This is a genomic window from Streptomyces sp. NPDC101225, from assembly GCF_044767585.1.
Lineage (GTDB): Bacteria > Actinomycetota > Actinomycetes > Streptomycetales > Streptomycetaceae > Streptomyces.
Window position 1 is genome coordinate 121,025 of record NZ_JBIWOE010000014.1, and the last position, 19,702, is coordinate 140,726.

General features: G+C 71.9%; 15 protein-coding genes and 1 pseudogene. 6 read left to right on the top strand and 10 right to left on the bottom strand.

Going from position 1 to position 19,702, the window contains the following annotated elements; genetic code table 11:
* Positions 1-76: 76 nt before the first annotated feature.
* The 3 genes from ACIRPX_RS21320 to ACIRPX_RS21330 all read right to left on the bottom strand — a co-directional run bounded on the left by ACIRPX_RS21320 (position 77) and on the right by ACIRPX_RS21330 (position 3,246).
* Positions 77-466: a hypothetical protein gene (locus tag ACIRPX_RS21320; RefSeq protein ID WP_404196723.1), complete on the bottom strand. Its 390-nt coding sequence runs from the start codon at positions 464-466 to the stop codon at positions 77-79.
* A gap of 265 nt (positions 467-731) precedes the next feature.
* Positions 732-1,763: a MarR family transcriptional regulator gene (locus ACIRPX_RS21325; protein ID WP_404196726.1), complete on the bottom strand. Its 1,032-nt coding sequence runs from the start codon at positions 1,761-1,763 to the stop codon at positions 732-734.
* A gap of 262 nt (positions 1,764-2,025) precedes the next feature.
* Positions 2,026-3,246, bottom strand: a complete 1,221-nt coding sequence (locus ACIRPX_RS21330) for a cytochrome P450 (RefSeq protein WP_404196728.1) — start codon at positions 3,244-3,246, stop codon at positions 2,026-2,028.
* A gap of 1,024 nt (positions 3,247-4,270) precedes the next feature.
* Here ACIRPX_RS21330 and ACIRPX_RS21335 point away from each other — a divergent pair.
* The gene (locus tag ACIRPX_RS21335; RefSeq protein WP_404196731.1) at positions 4,271-5,710 is read left to right on the top strand and encodes a hypothetical protein; all 1,440 of its coding nucleotides are present in this window, start codon (positions 4,271-4,273) and stop codon (positions 5,708-5,710) included.
* Positions 5,711-5,877: 167 nt separating this feature from the next.
* Here ACIRPX_RS21335 and ACIRPX_RS21340 read toward each other — a convergent pair whose 3' ends face one another.
* Entirely contained in the window at positions 5,878-6,795 is a 918-nt protein-coding gene (locus ACIRPX_RS21340; RefSeq protein ID WP_404196733.1) for an NADP-dependent oxidoreductase, read from the bottom strand.
* A gap of 234 nt (positions 6,796-7,029) precedes the next feature.
* Between ACIRPX_RS21340 and ACIRPX_RS21345 the strand changes: the two genes are divergently transcribed.
* Together ACIRPX_RS21345 and ACIRPX_RS21350 are read left to right on the top strand one after the other, a co-directional pair.
* A complete protein-coding gene (locus ACIRPX_RS21345) occupies positions 7,030-7,341 on the top strand; it encodes a helix-turn-helix domain-containing protein (RefSeq protein WP_404196735.1) in 312 nt (103 codons plus the stop codon).
* Positions 7,338-8,903, top strand: a complete 1,566-nt coding sequence (locus ACIRPX_RS21350) for a helix-turn-helix domain-containing protein (protein WP_404196738.1) — start codon at positions 7,338-7,340, stop codon at positions 8,901-8,903. The genes ACIRPX_RS21345 and ACIRPX_RS21350 overlap by 4 nt, the downstream gene beginning before the upstream one ends.
* 680 nt (positions 8,904-9,583) lie before the next feature.
* On the opposite strand, the gene ACIRPX_RS21355 is transcribed toward ACIRPX_RS21350, so the two are convergent.
* The 3 genes from ACIRPX_RS21355 to ACIRPX_RS21365 form a co-directional block, all read right to left on the bottom strand.
* The gene (locus tag ACIRPX_RS21355; protein ID WP_404196740.1) at positions 9,584-9,934 is read right to left on the bottom strand and encodes an anti-sigma factor antagonist; all 351 of its coding nucleotides are present in this window, start codon (positions 9,932-9,934) and stop codon (positions 9,584-9,586) included.
* Between the two features lie 253 nt (positions 9,935-10,187).
* Positions 10,188-10,946, bottom strand: coding sequence for a GAF and ANTAR domain-containing protein (locus ACIRPX_RS21360; RefSeq protein ID WP_404196742.1), 759 nt, complete (start codon positions 10,944-10,946; stop codon positions 10,188-10,190).
* Positions 10,947-11,969: 1,023 nt separating this feature from the next.
* Positions 11,970-12,425, bottom strand: coding sequence for a hypothetical protein (locus ACIRPX_RS21365; protein ID WP_404196863.1), 456 nt, complete (start codon positions 12,423-12,425; stop codon positions 11,970-11,972).
* 6 nt (positions 12,426-12,431) lie between these two features.
* On the opposite strand from ACIRPX_RS21365, the pseudogene ACIRPX_RS21370 reads away from it, so the two are divergent.
* Positions 12,432-12,518, top strand: a pseudogene (locus ACIRPX_RS21370) (IS5/IS1182 family transposase); the annotation flags it as partial.
* Between the two features lie 624 nt (positions 12,519-13,142).
* Here ACIRPX_RS21370 and ACIRPX_RS21375 read toward each other — a convergent pair.
* On the bottom strand, positions 13,143-13,601 hold the full coding sequence (locus ACIRPX_RS21375) for a pyridoxamine 5'-phosphate oxidase family protein (RefSeq protein ID WP_404196745.1): 459 nt from the start codon (positions 13,599-13,601) through the stop codon (positions 13,143-13,145).
* A gap of 447 nt (positions 13,602-14,048) precedes the next feature.
* On the opposite strand from ACIRPX_RS21375, the gene ACIRPX_RS21380 reads away from it, so the two are divergent.
* Positions 14,049-14,810 (top strand): GAF and ANTAR domain-containing protein, encoded by a 762-nt coding sequence (locus tag ACIRPX_RS21380; protein ID WP_404196748.1) that lies wholly within the window; start codon positions 14,049-14,051, stop codon positions 14,808-14,810.
* Between the two features lie 346 nt (positions 14,811-15,156).
* Here ACIRPX_RS21380 and ACIRPX_RS21385 read toward each other — a convergent pair whose 3' ends face one another.
* Positions 15,157-17,205 carry an ATP-binding protein gene (locus tag ACIRPX_RS21385; protein ID WP_404196750.1) on the bottom strand — a complete coding sequence of 683 codons (2,049 nt, stop codon included), beginning with the start codon at positions 17,203-17,205 and terminating at the stop codon, positions 15,157-15,159.
* A gap of 384 nt (positions 17,206-17,589) precedes the next feature.
* Between ACIRPX_RS21385 and ACIRPX_RS21390 the strand changes: the two genes are divergently transcribed.
* A complete protein-coding gene (locus tag ACIRPX_RS21390; protein WP_404196753.1) occupies positions 17,590-18,231 on the top strand; it encodes a carbonic anhydrase in 642 nt (213 codons plus the stop codon).
* 373 nt (positions 18,232-18,604) lie between these two features.
* Here ACIRPX_RS21390 and ACIRPX_RS21395 read toward each other — a convergent pair whose 3' ends face one another.
* On the bottom strand, positions 18,605-19,591 hold the full coding sequence (locus ACIRPX_RS21395) for an L-threonylcarbamoyladenylate synthase (RefSeq protein ID WP_404196756.1): 987 nt from the start codon (positions 19,589-19,591) through the stop codon (positions 18,605-18,607).
* Positions 19,592-19,702: the final 111 nt, after the last annotated feature.

A 19,702-nucleotide genomic window follows, 5' to 3' on the forward strand; every position in this document is an offset into this window, starting at 1 on the left:
CCGATGGTTCCTTCCCCGTTGTCGGACGGTGTTCGGTGTGTTCGGTCGTGCGTGCCCGCGGCCGGACGACGGCGCGTCAGCACGGTTGGGGGATGCCGTTGCCGATGTCTTCGGGCAGCGGGTTCGTCTCGCTGTAGATGTCGGTGTCCTTCATGTATCCCCACTGTCCGTTGTCCGCCTCCGTGTACTCCCACCGGTACGGGTGCGGGCCGCCGACGTAGGTGCCGCTGTCGGTGCGGCATTCGAACCAGCTCGGGTTCGAGTACATCGTGCCGACCGGATGACGGGTGTCGGGGGTGGCGTACACCGTGGCCCCCACGACGTTGTTGCAGTACATGTGCTGGCCGTTACTGCCCCACCAGCACGGATTGGCCGCCTGCGCGGTGCCGGTGAAGACGGTGCCCAACGCGGCCAGGGACAGGCCGGTGGTGAGGAGCGCCGAGATCCTGCGCGCGGATGTCCTCATGGTGATCCCCCTGGTGACGATGTCGGTTCTGTTCTCCCGCGCCGCCTTCCACGCGGTCCGGTGGGGAGACGCGGTGCGAGGCGGCCGCGGGAGAAGGTGCTCGGAACGCGGTGTCCGCGCTGCGAGCGGCTTGAGCTCGGTGGTCGCGGTTCAGCCTGCACGAGGTGCCCGGCTTGCGCACGACGGTTCGGACTCAGCCGAAAGACCGGTGCGTCACGCACCGAGGACTTGACAGGGGATCGGGTCCCGGACCCGTCGCGGGTCGTCAGGGCATGGAGTCGGCCCCGGCCGGGCGGGCCTGATACGCGTGCCGCGCCCGCCCGCCGGTGTCCCGCTCGAGCACGGCCCGGCCGAGCGGGGTCGGCATGTGCCACACCGTGTTGGCCGTCCGGTGACTGACGACGAAACCCGCCCTCCGCAGCACGGTGGCGTGTTCGCTCGCGGAGGCGGGCGAGATACGAAGGCGCCGGACGAGGTCCGTGCCGGTCACGCCCTCGGCGCCCGCGATCTCTTCCAGGACGGCGGCGCGCGTGGCGCCGAGCAGCTGGGCCAGGGAGCCGCCCTGTGGCGTCTGCGGCCCTTCCGTGAGCCGCTGCAGGCCGCGGTTGGCCGGGTACACCAGCACAGGGTCCAGGCCGGAGTCGCGCAGCGCGATGGGACGCGCCCAGCAGAAGTACGAGGGCACCAGCAGCAACCCCCGTCCGTCGAGGTGCAGTTCCCTGCGGACGGGATAGGCCACCGACAGCACGGGCGCCTCCCAGCGGATCTGCGGATGCAGCGCGCTCAGCATCCGCTCCACGCCTCCGTCGAGGAGGTCCGCCGCGCGGGCCGCGCGCTCGGCCGCGACCACCCCCTGGATGTGGTCCCACGCCGGAGCCAGGGCACGCTGGTGGTACCGCAGCATCGCGGTGCCCACGCGCCGCAGCGCCGTGGTGTCACCGCAGGCCAGTGGCCGCATCCAGCCGGCCGGGCCGCGCTGGGCCGCCAGCAGCGCGAGTTCCGTGCGCAGCCGGCCCCGAGCCGTGCTCTGCACGGCGTCCACGACGGACTCGATATCGTTGTCGGCGGTCGGGGTGAGAAAGTCCGGGGAGTAGCCTCTCGGCGGGGCGAGGCGCAGCAGCAGCCGTGCGGAGGGGTCCAGCGCGCCCCGCGTCCTGGCACGCCAGGGACCGAAGACGCCGTGGTCGGCGGGCCCGCGCAGGGCATGCAGACTCAGCAGCATCTCCCAAGCCGGTCTCGGCCCGGCGGCGATGCGGACGCGCCCGATGTCCTCGCCGGCGAAGTGGATTCGCAGCACCTTTGCTCCCCCGAAACACAAGCGGTCGCGGGAGAGGACGCCGAGGGCGGCGGATTGGTTCATCGTCGGCCGACGCTGGCTTGAACTCGCGGATCCACGGGGTGGGCCGGACGTGCCCGCAGGTCACGGTCCGACGGTGCGCACGCGAACGGTCCCGGCCGGGTGCGGGACCGAGGCTCACGATCCGTATGAGGGACGGCACATTCGTGGACTACTGGCTCAACTCCGACTCCCTGCACCCTTTGGCGCAGGGCGACGGGCATCAGCGGAATCGCACGGGCAGGTGCAGTGGGCCCCGGATGAGCACGCCGCCCCGCCAGGTCAGCGCCGCCGGGTGCACATCGAGTGCGAGGTCCGGGCACCGGTCCAGCAGGGCACCGATCGCGACGCGTGCCTCCAGGCGCGCCAGCGGAGCCCCCAGGCAGTAGTGGATGCCATGGCCGAAGGCGACGTGTCCGCGGGCCGACCTGCGGATGTCGAAGCGGTCCGGGTCGGGGAAGCGGGCCGGATCGCGGTCTGCGTCGGCGAGGGCGGCCAGCACGAGTTGTCCGTCACCGGGGACGGTGGTGCCGGCGATGTCCACGGGCTCCGTGGTGAACCGGTAGGTCGGCGTCTCGACCGGGCCGTCGTAGCGGAGCATCTCCTCGACCGCGTTCTCCATCAGGGAAGGGTCGGCGCGGAGCACGGCCAGCTGATCCGGATGGGTCAGCAGCGCGAGCACGCCGTTCGATATGAGATTCACCGTGGTCTCGAATCCGGCCACCATCAACAGCCAGACGGTACCGGTCAGTTCGTCGGCGGTGAGGCGGTCGCCGTCCTCGTCCGACGTCCGGATCAGCGCGCTGAGCAGGTCATCGCCCGGATTCTGCTTCTTGTCCGCCAGCAGTTGGCCGATGAAGCGGGACGTCGTCGCCGCCGCCGCGCGCTGCTCGGCGGGGTCGGGCGAGGACAGGGCGGTGTTCGAGGCCGCGGCGAAGTCGTCGCGGTCCAGCGCGGGCACCCCGATGAGTTCGCAGATCACCGACATCGGCAGCGGGTACGACAGGGAGGCCACCAGGTCGGCCCGCCCGTTCGAGGTGGCCAGCATGGTGTCCAGCAGGCGGTCGGTGATCCGGCGCACCCACGGCTCCAGGTCCTGCACCCGGCGTGGCGTGAACTCCTTGGCGACCAGCTTGCGCAGCCGGGTGTGGTGGGGCGGGTCGGACGAGAGCATGTGCCGGCCCGCGGCGACCGTGGTCATGCCCAGCGCCGGCGAGGCCATGTCCCAGTCCTTGGACAACCGTGGATCGGCCAGGACCGCCCGCGCGGCCTCGTACCCGACGACCAGCCATCCCTCCGCCCCTCCCGGCATCCGGATCCGGTGCACCGGACCGCGGGAGCGCAGGTGCGCGTAGACGGGGTAGGGGTCGCGGGTGAAGTCCTCTCCCAGGGAGGCGAGGTCGATCGGGGTGGCCGCGGTGTGCGTGGTGTCCGCCTGCGTCATTCGCCTGCCTCTGCACTGGTCACAAGGGTCGCCGGGGCGTCGGCGCCCGGGGTGTCGGTGTACGGACCGACAGGGGATTGCCACCTTCATCGTGGCCTGCCACCGACACGGTGAACAAGGTCATTTGACGCCACGTCGGATCGCCGTCCACGTCGTCCCCGCCCCCGGAAGCAGCCTCGCGGGCGGCACGTCGGTCCACGGTGCTCACGCCGCCCACGGATGGGCGCGCACGCCACCGCGACTGCCGTCGCCCGTCCGCACGCCATCGCCCTCGCGACCACCACCGGTCCCGCCCTCGCCGCCGGCCCGTCCTCGCCCCCCGTGGACGTTCCGCCGTGACGGTTCCCGGCCTGGTGAGCCCGTGTGTCGATCCGGTGAACGTGCCCGGCGGACGCTGCTCCTCCCTGCCCACCGGCCGGTGCCGGAGTGCGTCGTACAGGCCGGCGCGACGCCAAAACATCGCTGATGCAAATTTCGCGAGTCGTTCGAACTTTCTCACCGCTGCGGGACATCCATCGAAACACCCGAGCCAGGCTGCTCAGTGATGCCTCCGTGTCGCCGGGGGCTCCTGCGTTTCCGTGCCGAACAATGGTCTCTTTGGCAAAGCGCTGTGTGTTGTCCAAGGGCACGCTGTTAACGTCGCTGGACACCGAAGCCGGTACCTGCGGCGTGGAGCCGTGGTGCCGGGTGACGGGGATCTACCCGGCCGGTGAGTGGGTGAGCATCGCGGTGACCAACGCGTGTCCGGCCCATTGTGTGCCGCCCCGACCGGGAGGGAAGCACAGTAAGGAGCGAATCAGTGTCCCGGAAGAACTCGAGGCAGGCGCCGCATGCGATGCGGGGGGAGCATGCCCGTCGAACGCGATCGAAGTGGTCGCTTGCTGTGATCGGCGGGCCGGTGATCCTGGCCGTCGTCGCCGGATCGGTCTTCGCGGCCGGCGGCCGACACCATGACCGCGGTCAGGCGGACGGGGGCAGAGCGGGGCAGGGGGCGCAGGCCGCCACCCCGGATCCCAACTGCACGTTGGTGGTTCCCCGACACCCCCTCACCGCCCGGGGACTGGCCACGCCCTACGAACTCGTCGCCACCGACCCCGCGCAGGGGCCCTGCCACGAGGCCAATCCCGACCAGGCGGCGTTCGTCGAGGCGGCGATCCTGACCAAGGACGGGAGACTGAGCGTCTACGACCCTCTGGTGATCGACAAGGGGACGAGGGCGGCCGCGCGGACCGTCCGGCCCACGGTGCCGAGGGGTTCGACGGTCGGCATATGGTTCGGCTTCAACGGCACCGATCTCACCCTGAAGTCGAGCGACCGCTCCCATGCCCTGGCCCAGGGCCGTTGCGTCAACGGCGTGGGCAGATCGATCTTCGGCCAGTTCGCGTACTGCAACGCGCCCGCCTTCTTCCGTGCCGCGGGCACCAGGACGGCCAAGAAGCATCTCAAGATTCCCGCGCTGGGAACCTCCAAGGACGGCCTGCCCTGTCCGACCACGCGTGACTTCTCCGTCGTGGACCAGGACGGAAGCGACAACGTGGTCACCCGGTACCTCGCCGACGGCCACGGCCGCATCGCCCAGAACAACGCCGCGAACAGGGCGGCCCTGAGCAAGACCGCGCACGTGGACGCCCCCCGCTACCGCCACCACTCTCACCACCACAAGCCCGGGTCATCGACCCCCGCGAAGCCCGCGGAGCTGACCAACGGCAGCGACAACCTGCTGCTCACGCAGTTCATCGACCCGGCCCTGGGCTGCACGCCGTTCACCGCGCCCAACCAGTCCAGCGACGGTCAGGCATCCTCCGCCCTGCCACTGGACGAGTTGTCCGCCGCGGCACGCCAGCAGGCCCCCGTGGCGCTCGTACCGCAGAACGACCCGATGACGCTCCTCGACGGCCGCACCAGCGTCCGCAAGACCAACGCCTACCGCGCCGGAGTCGGCATGCCCAGGATCGGTGCGGGCAGGGACGGGGACGGGGCGGCGTACTGCACGAGCCTCTTCGGCGATCCCGCCGGCATACAGCGTGTCTTCAAGGACAAGGCGCTCTTCACGACCGCGCCCTCGCCGGACCCGGGGACGGCGCCCAACCTCTTCGCCTTCCTCGCGGCGCGTGCGAACCAGACGTTCACCAACCTCGGCTGCGACCGGCTCCTCCACGTGGGCAATCCCGTCGAGCTCACGACGGACGGGAACGGCCTGGTCGTGGACGCGGTACTCACGCGGCTCGGCCAGACGCCACCCCCGTCCGGCGACCCCACGGACAGCGCCTCCCCGTCCTCGACGCCGAGCGCCTCATCCCCGGCCGCGGACGGTGATTCGGCCACTCCGCCCACGGATGGCGCGGACTCCTCGTCTCCGCCCGCCGCCACGAACGACAGCTCAGCCGACCCCGGTTCCGGCACCCCCAGCACCTCGATGACGCCCGGTACGCCGTCGCCGTCGGTGAGCGAAACCAGCAACTGACCGACGCGGGATCTTCAGGCGGAGCGTGCACGTACCGGCTGCGACCCGGACGGTCGCAGCCGGTTCGCTTCGGTGCGTGGTCGCGTCCTTGCCGCCCAGCCGTCCGGCGTGAGCGACACGGACGCGCGCGTGACGCGAAGGCGTCGGCCTCTCGCTTTCCCGAGACGTCACGGACGAACGCGAATGACCGTCTTCCCCAGGACCCGCTCGGTCGGATTGAGGGCGGCGACCGCGTCGTCGAGGGAGGACACGGTGGCGATGTGTGGTCGTACGCGTCCGTCTCGTACCCTCTGGGCGATCTCACTCAGTTGGGGGCGATCGGGGACGACCACGAAGTCGATCGCCAGGCCGTCGGCGGGTCGGACCTCGGGTGGGCCGGCGATGGACACCAGTGTTCCTCCGGCGCGGACCAGGTCCGCGGACCGCTTCCCGATGTCGCCGCCGAAGACGTCGAAGACGAGATCGACCTTGCCGACGTCTTCGAGGGCGTCGGTGTCGAGGTCCACGAATTCCTGGGCGCCGGAGTCGAGCGCCGTCTGCCGGTGGGCGGTGCGGCCGGTGCCGATGACGTGGGCGCCGGCCTCCCGCGCGAGTTGCGCCACCACCGAACCGACTCCGCCGGCCGCACCGTGCACCAGGACGCTCTGTCCCGCCCGGAGCCGGCCATGTTCGAACAGCCCCTGCCACGCGGTCAGCCCCGAGATCGGCAGGCTCGCGCCCACGGTGAAGTCCAGGTCGCCCGGGAGCGGCGCGAGGTTGCGCGCCTCGACGGCCGCGTACTCCGCGAGGGTGCCGTCGCGTGTCCAGTCCGTGAGGCCGAACACCCGCTGCCCCACCGACAGGCCCGTCGTCCCGTACCCGAGAGCGGTGACCACGCCGGCCAGTTCGTGCCCGGGAACGGACGGCGTCCTGTCACGGCCGAGGCGGTCGGTCCAGGTCGAGGGCCACGAGAGCTCACCCGGCGTGAACCCCGAGGCGTGAACCTCGACGAGGACGTCGTTCCCCGCCGCCGTCGGCTCGGGCCGCTCCACCAGCGTCATCCCGGCCGTTCCGGCGGCCTGATCCGTCACCACAATGGCCTTCATCCGGCACCTCCTGTATCAAGTCCTCGCCGTAGGACATGTCGATTCAGCAGTGTTTGCGGCGCCCTGACCTCGCCGTCTTACCAGGCCGATCGTCCGAGCTCATCGGCCGCACAGGACTCCGCGAGGCCCGTCTCGATCTCGGAGCCCCCACGTAGAGCCTCCGCCAGCCTGAAGTCAGGCGGTCTCATGCGGTATGCGAATGGCCTATGAGATGTGAGTGGTAGTTTCGATGGTATGGGCATGAGTCTTGAGGAGCGGATGCGGTCGGCGGTGGCGGCGCTCCTGCACGCGTCCGGCGAGTCGCAGACCGACCTCGCCGCGGCTCTGGGGGTGAGCCAGGCCCAGGTGAGCCGTCGCCAGTCCGGCACCGCGGCCTGGAGTCTGACCGACTGTGAGGCGGTCGCCGCGCATTACGGCATCGATGTTCTCGACCTCCTGGCGGGACCCACCCGGGCCACCGAGGCGCTGCCCGCCACGCGCCGCCGCGTCTCTGCCCGCCAGGCCGGCCCGCGGCGTCCCGCCGTCGTCGAGGGAGGCGCGTCATGACGGATTTCGGCGCGATCGACGCGCTGCTCGCCGGCGCGAAGAAGGAGGTGGCGCTGCCGCCCGCCGAGGAGCGGCGCACCCTGCGCGAGGAGCTGAACGTCTCGCGCGCCCAGCTCGCGCAGGCCCTGGGCGTCAGCCCCTCCACGGTCGGGGGCTGGGAGTCTGGACGCGATCCGGGCGGCGAAGTGCGGGAGAAGTACGCCTACTTCCTCGAAGGGGCGAAGGCCAAGCTGGCCGCCGAGGCCGCCGAGGCCGCCGACGCGACCGAGGAAGCGCCGGACGAGGAGCCGGAGGACGAGGCTCGTGCGGCCGCCGAGCAGGACGCCGAGCAGGACGCCGGTCAGGACGACGACGTCGACGTGCTCGCCGCCCCCCAGCCGTGCGTGCTGTGCGGGCACATGGCCCGTCAGCAGGTCGCGGGCTTCCCTCAGCACCTGGACCCCGCCGAGTGCACCGACGCCGGGCCCGCCCGGACGAGCGGGCCCGTGGCCCCGGAAAGGTCCGCTCCGCGCCCGCAGCCCGAGGGTGAACGACCCTCCGGCCGGCAGGGGCGGACGGAGCGCGGAGTCAAGGTCGTGCCCGTCGGCCGGCGCATGCAGACGGCCGACACTCCGGATCTGATCTCCTCGGCCGTCGCGACCGCGCTCGCCGAGCACGCCGGTGACGTGGAAGCAGCGACCAAGGCACTGCTGAAGCGGGCGATCCCGGATGCGATGGCGCTGCTGGACCACAGCCGCATGGGTGGCCGCTACGACATCGTGGCGCATCCCTGGCTGCCCGACATCCTGCGCAAACAGTCCTCTCGCGGCGCGGACCAGATCTGGGAGGCCCGCCCCAAGTGGGCGCGGCCCGAACTTCCCGCGGGCGAGCACGAGGTCACCGCGCTCGACATCAACGGCGCCTATCTGAGCGCCCTCAAGACCCATCTGCCGCTCGGCCGGCTGGAGCACTCCAGCGGCGACCACCACCATCCGCGCCGCGCCGGTGTCCATCTGATCACCCCGCCCGTCTGGGACCACGACGACCAGTTGCCGAACCCGATCGGCAGCCGCGACGAGCCGGGCCCGGTGTGGGTGACCGAAGCGACGCTGCGCCTGCTTCTCCGGGTCTTGGGCCCGCGGTACGGGCTGTGCCACCCGCCGGAGATCCACGAGTCATGGACTTCCGGGGCGACGGAGGGACTGCTGGAGAAGTTCCGTGTCGCTCTCAAGGACGCCCGCGACCGGGCGATCGCCGCCGACGACGAGGTGACGCTCGAGTACGTCAAGGCGATGTACGCGAAGTTCGTCTCCACGCTGGGGGAGTCGAACTACAACCGGGAGCTGTACCGCACCGACTGGATGCACCTCATCCGCTCGCAGGCCTTCGCCAATTTGTGGTGGAAGGCCCACCGTGCCTACGACCAGGGGCTGACGGTGGTCCGCGCGATGGGCACCGACGAGCTTCACGTCATCGGTGACTGGCGCGCGGTGTTCCCCGAGGGGCGCGGCCTCTCCGAGGTGAAGGTCAAGGACGTCTACACGGTCGGCGCGCCCGACACGCACGGCGATCCCGCCGGCTGATCATCGGGCGGGAACCGCACATCTCCCGTCGGGCGGCTGAGACGTCCGTGTGGTCCGGGCTGACACTCCCGGTCCGGAGCGGGCGGCGGAGCGGTCGCCGCCAGATCGGCGGTGCTGGCGGCGACCTCGGCGCGAGGGCTTGCGCGGCCCCGCCGGGCACGCGCGCCTCGCGCGGGACCGTCCTGACGGTGCGGCGTGGGGCGTGCGGGAGTTCGCCCCAGCTCGAAGCAGCCGCAGGACGCGGGATCGGGGGGCTCGGACGGGCCTTGGGACGGGCCCCGGCTTCCCGGCTGGTGCACTTCTCGCTCCAGGCCCGGGGACTGGGGACCACCACCCGGTTCCCGTCGCGGGACGCCGGGTCGTTCCACCAGGCAGCCTAGGACGCCGTGGCGTGAGGCAGTAGGGCCATCCGGGCCGCTCCACAGGGGCCGACCGGCGACACGTCGCCCGCCCGCTCGGCCCCAGCCCACTACGCCGGCCACGTCCGCACCAGAAGGCTCTGGCCTCGCTCCGGTCAAAGGCGCAGACACGGTTGCCCCGGCTCCACATGGCGTGGCGCGATCATGTCCCGAACCCGAAGGACGGCCGCCGTCCGGTACCCGCGGTCCCGATCCGGCCGGCCGTCGATCGTCCGGATCAGGAGTCCCGGGCCTGGAACGGAAGCCCGTCCTGCTGCCCTGTCAGATCCCGGTACCGCAGCGAGGCACGGAAACGGCGTCGGGGAGTACGGGAAAATAGCCCATGAGCCGGATGCTGCGCAGCATGCGTCCGGTCCGGATGTGCGGGCAGGCGAGCCACAGTCGCCTGCGCCGCGCGTGGAGGATCTGGTCGGCCTCGATGAGCGGCTGGGCACCGCTGCTGTCGATGAAGTCGATCCCGCACAGGTCCACGACAAGATGTCGACCGTCGGCCTGCTCCAGGGCGTCGCCGAGTGCCTGACGCAGCAGTGGGGCCGTGAAGACATCCGCCTCGCCGTGTACGGAGAGGAGCGTGTGGTCGGGGTGCACGGTGCACACCGTATGAAGGTGCATGGCAGCTCCTGCTCAGGGCAAAGCCTGCAGCTCTACGTCCGCCAAGGTCTGGAGCGGCACCTTTCACGGAGCCGACCGCGCGAGGGACGGTCCGTTCACCGGTCACGTTACCTTTGCGCGGGATGTCTCCACGGCGGAACCCCAGGGACAGAACGCGTGTGCGATTTTCGTTCGCACGGGTGGTCTTCCGCCCGGAACCTGGTGACTTGGTAACCCGGTTCGGGTGATCCGGCATCGTTGACCCGGCATCGTTTCAGTTCTCCTCGCCGGCCGGATCGGCCACCGGTCGCGTGGGCACGACGGTGTCGGGCGCGGTGACCACCTGGAGGGCCACGTCGACCAGCTTGTGGTTGCCGTCGCGGGCGATCGCGCGCAGCGAGCTGAAGGCGTCGTCGAGCGACACCTGAAGCCGGTGGGCGAGGAATCCTTTGGCCTGCTCGATGACGACGCGGCTGTCCAGTGCGTGCTGCAGTTGCCGGGCGAGGATCTCGCGTTGCCGGGAGGCCCGTTCCTGCAGGATGCCTGTCGTGGCGATGTCCGCGAGCGCCTGGCCGAGCGTCGCGTTGCGGTCGTCGAGGATGCCCGGCTCGGCGCGGAACAGGTTCAGGGCGCCGATCACCTGGCCCCTGTGCCGCATCGGCAGGGCGCACACGCTGTGGAAGCCCTCCTGGCGGGCAGCCTTGGCGAACCGTGGCCAGGGCAGGTCGGAGACGGGTACCCCCGGGGCGGGGTCGTCGTAGTCGACCCGTCGGCGCTCGGTGTAGCAGGTCACGCAGGGGCCCTGCCGGCCCTGCAGTTGGAGAAGCTCCAGGAGCCGGACCTTCTCGCTGGAGGCGGCGATCAGGTGCAGTCGCCCCTGCGGATTCGTCAGCAGGATGCCGGCCGCGTCGACGTCGAGCAGGGCCACGCTGTGCCCGGCGAGCCGGTTGAGGAACTCGATGACGTCGAAATCCTCGACGAGCGTGTCGGCCAGATCGACGAACGCCGTGATCAACGCTTCTTCGTGCGACATGACGGATCTCCTCCTCACCGGTTCTCGTCGTGTTCGGTGCCGGTCGGCCCACCGTCGCCCGGCTGCTCTGTCGCGGTCGGCGCCGGCGTGCCGTTCGTGCACCTCCCGAGGTGCGCCGCCGCCGGCCCGGCGGCCTGGTGCGCCTTCACGCGGTTCCGGCCGCAGGGGTCTTCGCCGACGGTTGTCCGGCGATCCTCCGTCACGGCCACGACGTCGTCCGCGATACGCGCCACCGGCTTCGGCGGCGCGGCGCACCGATGGACCATCCGGCGCAGGTGTGCCGAGGGCGGGGCCAGTTGCTCTAGGCCGTCACGGCAGGCACCCGCCGGCGTGTGCCGCAGGGGCCCGGTCGCCCGTATCGAGGAGTGTTCGGCCGATCCTGCGACGGGCGCGCTGCCGGGGCTGGTTCGAGGGTGCATGTCGTTCAACCTCCCGGTTCACCGTGGACGACAACGTCCTGCCGGTGACTGAGCCGCGAAGCCTCATTGACGGACCGAAGGTCCCCATTCGTGGGGACCGAACGGAATCGAACGACTGATGACTTGTCATTTCTCGCTGCGTGAGGGCCTCCAGAGACCGGCCCGGGATCTCGCCCGTCGTTCCGAGCGTGTGCTCACCGAGTCGTTCGGGGCGTGCGCTCACCGCGGCGGTGGCGCAGGGACCGCCGGGTCGCGTGGGTGGTGCGATGAATGGGAGAAGCCAAAGGCGCTAGGGACCAACGACCCAAGGACGAAGGGTCGTTCGGCCCGGGCGGATACCCGCCCCTTCACCTGACAATCCTGGTGAACGACCGCGGTACGGAGACCCGGATACGCCGGGAGGGCCGTCCGCGGCGACGTCCCCGGCTCGTCATCGCCGGAGCGAGATCCCGCCCGCTCCGGGAGCTTCGGGGACAACGGCGCGACTCGTGCAGGAGGGAAGGCACGGGGGATCGCGCGGGTGACCGTCATCGTCGCCGACCTTCGGGTGGCGGTCACCCAAACTCTCGCTGCGGCGAGGGGGCGACGGGGCGACGGGGCGGAGTCAGTCGAGGCCGGTCGCCCATGCCGTCAGCGCGGCGAAGTCGTCGAGGACAAGGCCACATCGCGGGTCGACCCGGTGCAGCAGGGCGGGACCGTCGTGGTGCTCCAACACCCAGGTGCGATCCGCCTCGGTGATCTCGTCGTCGACCCAGGCGAACGCGCGGCCTTGCGTCCACGCGACGATCTCAGGCGTCTTCCAGAACAGGCCGTCACCGGGTTGCGGCCGCGGCGAAGTCCAGCGGATGAAGGGCAGTTCCGGCAATCCCAGGACTGGTGCGATGAAGGCGTTGGCTTCTTCCTCCCACGTTGTCGCCCACACCAGGTCGAAGGGAAGCGCGTCCAACGCCGGGCCGTGATAGGGGTTGAGCCACACCCGCAGCGGCTTCACGGGCTTGTGGGGCAGCCCCCACTCGATCAGCCGACGCCGCTCGGCGGCCTCCCACCGAGGCGTCAGCAGGCGGTAGGCCGGCCGTGGAGCCTGCCCCTGGAGGGCCGCGTGGTGACGGGCGCAGCCCACTGGCGCGCGAACTTGACGCTACGCCGGCTCGCGTCGGTGATCTGGGATGCCGGCCATGACGTCCGGGGCGAGGCCCGGCGGAGCCGTAGCGCCGACTCTACGGCTCCGGCCATTGCCCTCGGGCGGTCCCGGCAGCCTCCCGCAGACCGCCGGGAAATCCGAGGGCACCCGCACCGGACGGCTGAGGGAAACGCCCTGCCCGGTGCCCCGACGTTCGCCGCCCATGGACGACGAACGTCCCCACTTCGGGGGCGGGACCGGGGCCCCGACCCGCCCCCGTCGTACGACCGCTACCGCCTGCCCACGGTGGGCGGTTGCTTCGGCCCCTCGCGGTCACGCTCGCGGTTACCTTCTCAGGCGCGTGCCTTCGAGGCATGGGCCCAACAGCCCCTGGCGGGCACCGCTGGACCCGGTGTCGAAAGGGCCGAAGGGCCCAAGCCGTAGGCCCGCCGCTCAGCCCCACGCAGAGGCCGTCGCGCCGGGACCTCGGACAGAATCGTCTTCTGGCGCCGGCGTCGCGAGTGCCCTCGGGGTGGTGGCACACGGGGATCGCCCGTGCACGCCGTCGCCCGGCCGCACCGCACGCCGCTGGTCGACGGGGACGCACGGAGGCACGGCACGGCACCGCACCGCAGGGCACGCGCCGTCGGCCGCAGGTCAGTCAGGAGGGGACAGCGGTCGGGGTCCGGCCATCGGCGGCGGGGCTGCCGGCCCTCCGGACGGCGCAGCTCCTGGTGACCACCCCAGTACACGGCCGACGACGAATTCGGTCGGCAGCCTGAACCACATCGCGGCGTTCTCCGCGCCTGCCGGCGTGGGCGTCTCGGCCGGGGTGAGCACCTCGGAGCGGCCCACGACGGTGACACTCCATCCGCGGCCGTCGGCAGGGTCGATCTCGCCGGTCTCGAAGGCGATCACGTTCCGGTCCGCGGCCCTCAGCAGCGCCGTGGACCAATCCGCCGTGAGCAGCAGGCTTTCGTCCCCCGCCATGCTGAAACGGACCGGTATCACCGCGGGCAGGGCCTCGGCGGTGTACACCACGCGCCCCGTGCCCATGCTCCCCAGCAGCAGCATGCACCGCTCCCGCTCCAGGCGGTCGTCTCGGTAGCTGTCCATGGCGGACATCGTCAGGGGCCGCGGAGCCGTGACGCAGGGGCCCGAAGGCCTTGGCAGTGGGCCGACGGGCCCGGAATCAGAAGCGCACCGTCCTCGCGCGCCGGCCTGCGACCATGCGGGAGTGCCCTGCCGCATGCGACCGTCCGAGAACGCCCGCTTCACGGCCTGCCGAACACCGTGCACCACGGGCAAGCCGTCGCACCACGGAAGGCCTGGCCCTCGGCATGGGTCCTTCGGACCCTCTTCCTGCCCCGACGGGCCCGAGCAGGAGCGTCAGCCTGCCTGGCAGAGTCGCCTCAAGGGCAGACCAATGACCTCTGCACCAGTACATGCGGCACATGGGCCGGCCATGGGCGTACACCCTCGGGAGGGGGCAATGCGGCATTCCCGCGTCCGGTTGCGGTACGGCCCGTGCCCACGCGGCGGACAGGGACGGCTGACGGAACGATGAACCCGCGCGCGGCGAGACTGCTGCGTCTGCTTGCCGAGCAGGCCGCACCCGAGCAGCCCGGTCCCGGCGCGGTGTGCCGGGTCGCCACGGAGGTGTGCGGTGTGGACGAGGCGGCTCTCCTCCTCGGGCGTGGCCGGCGCCGCGGCACACTTCACTGCACGGGCGAGCTGGCCGAAGCGGTGGAGGATCTTCAGGTCACGACCGGTGAAGGACCCGGCGTCGACGCCTGGGAGACCCGCGGGCCGGTGACCGCCGCCGATCTCGGGGAGCGTTCGTACGTCGTCCGCTGGCCGGTGTTCACGCCGCTCGCCCACGCGGCCGGCCTGTGTGCCGTGTTCGTCCTGCCGTTGCAGGTCGGCGCTGTCCGGTTGGGCACGTTGTCGCTGTACCGGTGCACCCCCGGGGGACTGAGCGACGAGGAGGGCACCGACGCTCTGCTGCTGTCGACGATGGCGGTGGACCAGCTGCTCGCCTTGTCCTCCTCCACCCGGGCGGACGGGACGGACGGGTGCCGCACGCCCGGTGCCGATGCGCTGGGCCTCGGCGCGGGAAGTCTGCAGATCTACCAGGCCACGGGCATGGCCGCCGCACAACTGGGACTTGGACTGGAGGACGCCTTCGCCCGGCTGCGCGCCAGCGCCTTCAGCGGGGGACGTCCGCTGGCCGCGGTCGCTCGGGACGTGGTGAACGGCGTGCTCGACTTCACCGAGGACGACGGCCCCGGCGGCATCGGTCCGGCCGGCGCCGAGGATCGTTGAACGCGCACCACGGGCGGAGCGGGCTTTCCAACGTTGCAGAAGGAGAAGGGGAGTTCGCCCGTTTCGCCGGGCGGCGGTGGCCGCAGGAGAGCGTTGCATGGGGGTGGACACCCCTTTTGACGCTGTGCTGTCATGTGGCTGCTTGCTTTTGCAACGTTGTCAGAAACCGGTCGCCGTCAGCAGGGCCACGCCTCAGGTGACGCGCTGACGCGGGGCGAGACGACGCACATGTTCGCTGCACAGTCCATTTTCTGACGCTTCGTCAGAACGTCAGAACCAGTCGGGCACGCCCCGGTGACGCCCCGCCCGCACCGGGGCAGCCGTGGCTCCGCGCGGCCGGACTCGCTCATTCCCCGGGCGGGGGCCCTCCGACCGCGCCCCAGGCCACGAGCTCGCGCCTGTCGCACGCCGCCGCCCGCTGGAGGACGTCGACGTACCGTCCGCTGCCCATGCTGCGTACCAGCTGTTCCTCGCACTCGTCCCGCAGGGACGCCATCTCGGGTGTTCCGCGCTGCGGATGACCGACCGTCTCCCAGAAGCGCGCCGCCGCCCCCAGCGCGTACGCCGCGGCCGACTCCTCGCCCGTGTCGGCCAGCGCGATGGCAAGGACGTCCATGACCATCGCGATGCCGAAGGCGTCCCCGATGTGCTGCTTGCCTTCCAGGGCCGCACGCGCGTGGTGCACGGCGTCCTGCGTGCGCCTCTCCAGCAGGGCGATGAGAGACAGCTGGTGTTCGGCGTAGGAGCGCGTCCAGTGCTCTTCCGAGGCCTGGCAGACATCGCGGAGGTCGAGTGCCTCGTGCCGGGCCTGCTCCAGCTGCCCGCAGCCGGTCAGGGCGAAGACGTGGACGAGGCGGCACAGGGCCGTCGCGGCCGTGAGCCGCCCCGGCCGGGACGCCGCCGGGGCGAATGCCAGGGCGTCGACGACGGACGCCGCCGCGAGGGGACGGCCTTGGAGCAGGTACAGCAGACCGCCCAGGTAGGCGGCTCGTCCTTGCCCCTCCGCGTCGAGGGCGGCCGCCGCGGCCCGTCGGCAGTCGGAGGCCCTCAGCTGTGCCGCGTCGAGTTCACCCTGCAAGGTCAGGGCGAGTCCCAGGCACCACATGCCCTGACCCCAGGTCTTGTCGGGTGCCGTCGCCGGTGCCAGCGCGGTCGCCTGCTCCAGGTATCGCCGGGCCTCGTACAGATAGCCGGAGCAGACCCAGAAGAAGGTGACGTTGCTGATCATCTCCAGCGCGGTGGCCGGGTCGGTGGCCAGGAAGTAGTCGGCCGCCAGCCGGATGTCCGCGTGCAGGAAGTCGATCCGCCGGTACCAGCCGCGCTGGGCGGGACCGAACCACTCGTGGTGGGCCTGTCGGGTCTGGGCCAGGACGTGTTCCGCGTGACGGTGGGCCAGCTCCTGCTCGGTGCCGAGCTCGGTCAGCCACATCCGGCCGTAGTCGCGTACGGCATCCAGCATCCGGTACGTCCCGTGCCTCTCGGAGACGACGGACTTGTCGCACAGCGACGCCAGTGTCTGCTGGACCCGGACCGGTGTGAGCGGGCCGCCGCCGGCCACCTGCCAGGCGGTCTGGCTGTCGAAGGAGGCGGGCAGGAAGGAGAGCCGCGCCCACAGGAGCCGCTCCACGGGGGAGCACAGCTCGTGGCTCCAGCCGATGGCGGTGCGCATGGCCGCGTGACGCGGCGGTGTCGTGTGCCCCCGGGCCGGGGGAAGGTCCACCGCCGAGCGCGCGCCTGCGCACAGCTCGGCCAGCGACATGCCCCGTAACTGCGCGGCGGCCAGCTCCAGTGCCAGTGGCAGCCGTTCCAGCTGGTCGCACAGGTCCGCGGCCATCCGCCGCTGGCCGTCGTCCTTGAGGGGGCTGCCGGCCGAGGCGGCACGATCGGCGAACAGGGCCACCGCCTCCTGCAGCGACGCGAGGGCCCGGATCTCGACCACCACTTCGCCGCGGACGTGCAGCGGCTGCCTGCTGGTGGCGAGGACGCGCAGATTCGGGCAGGCCGTCAGGAGCCGGTCGACCAGGCTGCGGCACTCGGCGAGCAGGTGCTCGCACGAGTCGAGGACCAGCAGGGTCCCACGGTCGCCGACCCACGCGCAGATCGCTTCCACCGGCAGGCGTGGCGTGTGGTCGGACAGGTTCAGGGCATCCGCGACGGTGGCCGCCAGGAGCTGAGGGTTGGACAGCGGCGACAGGTCCGCCCAGGCGATGTCGCGGTCGGTGCCGGGTCCTTCGGGGAACGCGGACGCGACGCGCCGGGCGAGACGGGTCTTCCCCACTCCGCCCGCACCGCGGAGCGTGACCAGCCGGCTCCCGCTCATCGCCGTACCGATCAGGCCGAGTTCCTTCGACCGGCCGACGAAGGAGTTCTCCTCGCCCCACATCATCCACGCCATGCCGCCATCCTCCTATGTGATCAGGCGCGTGACGGGCAGATGGAGAAGAGGAGGACGGCCTGTCCGCCAGGTCCCTACGATGAGTCGGCTGCTGCCGTGCGTCGCGCTCGCCGGGTGGGTGACGGAGACGACGCGACGAGCCGCGCGCCGCGCCGCCCGGGCCCGGCGCAGGCCGCCGCGGGCGGGCGGCGCGACAGGCCGCCGGTACGCGAGCGGAACCGTCGGTCGCGGCCGGCCGGGCGCGTGGGTCCGGCGGTCCGCCCGGGAGGTGGCTGAGGTGATCCTGGGCCGGGGCCGCCTGTTCACGCGGATGTGTGAATCCGGGGCGCCGCTCCGGCGGGACCAGACGGTGCGACGGCCGGTTTCGGCTCGTAGGCTGCGGCCATGACCGAAATCCAGTCTCCGACGCCCCGCGAAGCCTTCGAGTTGCTGCTGGCCGGTAATCAGCGCTTCGTCACCAGCCTCCCCGAACACCCCAACCAGGACGCCGCCCGCCGCACGGAGATCGCCCCCTCCCAGCAGCCTTTCGCGGTGCTGTTCGGGTGCTCCGACTCCCGGCTGGCCGCCGAGATCATCTTCGACCGTGGTCTGGGCGATCTGTTCGTGGTGCGCACCGCGGGCCACGTCATGGGGCCGGAGGTGCTGGGCAGCATCGAGTACGGCGTCAACGTGCTGGGCAGCCCGCTGGTCGTGGTGCTCGGACACGACTCGTGCGGCGCGGTGGGAGCGGCGTGCGCCGCGCTGGAGGACGGCATCGCGCCGGCCGGGTACATCCGGGACGTCGTCGAGCGGGTGACGCCGAGCGTGCTGGCGGCCCGCGCCGCGGGACGGGTCGAGCCCGATGAGGTCCTTGCCGAGCACATAAGGCACACCGTGGACCTGCTGCTGGACCGCTCCCGGGTGCTCGCCGAGAAGGTCGCCGCCGGTGAGGCCGCCGTGGTGGGCCTGTGCTACCGCCTGGCCGATGGCAGCGCACGCCTGGTGGCGTCCCGCGGCCTCGACGAGGTGATCGTCGCCGCGTCCTGACCGCCCGGCCTGTTCCGCGCGACCTGGCCGGCCGGTATACGGCAGATCTTGGCGGTCACGTGGACCCGGAGGAACCTCGCGGACACGTGGCCGAGGAACGCGTCGGGCCACGGACTGGTCAACCCCGGCAGGACACCACCCGATGGCTCAGGGAGCCGACCGCGCGGCCGGCACCTCCTCCGCGTCGACCCGGCGCGGGCGCGGGTCGAGGTGCGCGCCGGAGAGGGGACCGGCTACGGGAACGGCCCCCGCCACCAGGGGCGGCACGCGCTGTGCCCGGCCTGCCGGCCGGTGGGCGTCCCGCCGCATCGGTCACGGGCCCGCCCTCACGGTCGAACCTCGCGAGCGGTCAGGGCACCGCGCCGGTGACGCCTCACACGGTGGGCCGGGGCCCCGCGGCGCGGTGGAGCCGGTTGCCGATCGCCAGCCCCAGTCCCTCCGCCGCCGGCGCCGAGGCGACGATGAGGTCGCAGCCCTGCCGGTCGAGTTCGCGCAGGAACCCGTACAGGCCGCGCGCGTAGGCGGCGGGCGAGGCGGGGAGAGGGACCACGGCGTGTGCCCTCACCGGGGCGTCGGCGAACGAGGCGGGAAGCAGGACGCCCACCTGATGCCCCAGCTCCTGCGCGAGCTCGGCCTCGGCGACGACCTTCTCCGGGTCGACCAGGACGACGCGGGCACGCGGTGCGTAGTGCGAAGGATGCTGGCCCGGAACCCGGACATGGCTGGTCACGGGGAGCGCGAGCGGGCGGCCCAGTGCCGCTTCCAGGTCCTCGCGTGACACCCCTCCGGGCCGAAGGATGCACGGGTCGTCGCCCGTGGCGTCGACGATGGTCGACTCGACGCCGACCTCGCAGGGGCCGCCGTCCAGTACGTGGTCCACGGCATCGCCGAGCTCGGCACGGACATGGTCCGCGGTGGTGGGGCTGACCGACCCGAAGCGGTTGGCGGAAGGGGCCGTGACACCGCCGCCGAAGGCCGACAGCAGCCCGAGTGCGACGGGGTGGTCGGGCACCCGCACGGCCACCGTCTCAAGGCCGCCCGTCGCTTCGAGCGGCACGCGCGGACCACGTCGCAGGACCAGCGTGAGCGGTCCCGGCCAGAAGCGTTCGGCCAGCAGGCGCGCCGTCGCCGGGACGTCCTGGACCCAGTGGTCCAGATGCTCCGCACCGCCGATGTGGACGATCAGCGGGTGGGAGGGCGGACGTCCCTTCACCTCGAAGATGCGCGCGATGGCGACAGGGTCCTCGGCGTTGGCGCCCAGCCCGTAGACGGTCTCGGTCGGCAGGGCCACCAGGCCGCCGGCGCGCAGCACACCGGCCGCCTTCTCGATTTCACTGATACGTGCCCTCACCCCGGTCATCCTACGGGCGTCGAGGACTCGCGCGAGCCGCCCGGATCGGGTACGGACGGCCCGTGGCCCGTGGCCCGTGGCCCGTGCCCCGGCGCCCGTCGCCCGCGCCGGAGCCGGCGA

Coding starts and splice junctions, on each gene's coding strand:
- ACIRPX_RS21320 (WP_404196723.1), bottom strand. CDS start 466: ATGAGGACATCCGCGCGCAGGATCTCGGCGCTCCTCACCACCGGCCTG.
- ACIRPX_RS21330 (WP_404196728.1), bottom strand. CDS start 3,246: ATGACGCAGGCGGACACCACGCACACCGCGGCCACCCCGATCGACCTC.
- ACIRPX_RS21340 (WP_404196733.1), bottom strand. CDS start 6,795: ATGAAGGCCATTGTGGTGACGGATCAGGCCGCCGGAACGGCCGGGATG.
- ACIRPX_RS21345 (WP_404196735.1), top strand. CDS start 7,030: ATGGGCATGAGTCTTGAGGAGCGGATGCGGTCGGCGGTGGCGGCGCTC.
- ACIRPX_RS21350 (WP_404196738.1), top strand. CDS start 7,338: ATGACGGATTTCGGCGCGATCGACGCGCTGCTCGCCGGCGCGAAGAAG.
- ACIRPX_RS21355 (WP_404196740.1), bottom strand. CDS start 9,934: ATGCACCTTCATACGGTGTGCACCGTGCACCCCGACCACACGCTCCTC.
- ACIRPX_RS21360 (WP_404196742.1), bottom strand. CDS start 10,946: ATGTCGCACGAAGAAGCGTTGATCACGGCGTTCGTCGATCTGGCCGAC.
- ACIRPX_RS21375 (WP_404196745.1), bottom strand. CDS start 13,601: ATGGACAGCTACCGAGACGACCGCCTGGAGCGGGAGCGGTGCATGCTG.
- ACIRPX_RS21380 (WP_404196748.1), top strand. CDS start 14,049: ATGAACCCGCGCGCGGCGAGACTGCTGCGTCTGCTTGCCGAGCAGGCC.
- ACIRPX_RS21385 (WP_404196750.1), bottom strand. CDS start 17,205: ATGGCGTGGATGATGTGGGGCGAGGAGAACTCCTTCGTCGGCCGGTCG.
- ACIRPX_RS21390 (WP_404196753.1), top strand. CDS start 17,590: ATGACCGAAATCCAGTCTCCGACGCCCCGCGAAGCCTTCGAGTTGCTG.
- ACIRPX_RS21395 (WP_404196756.1), bottom strand. CDS start 19,591: ATGACCGGGGTGAGGGCACGTATCAGTGAAATCGAGAAGGCGGCCGGT.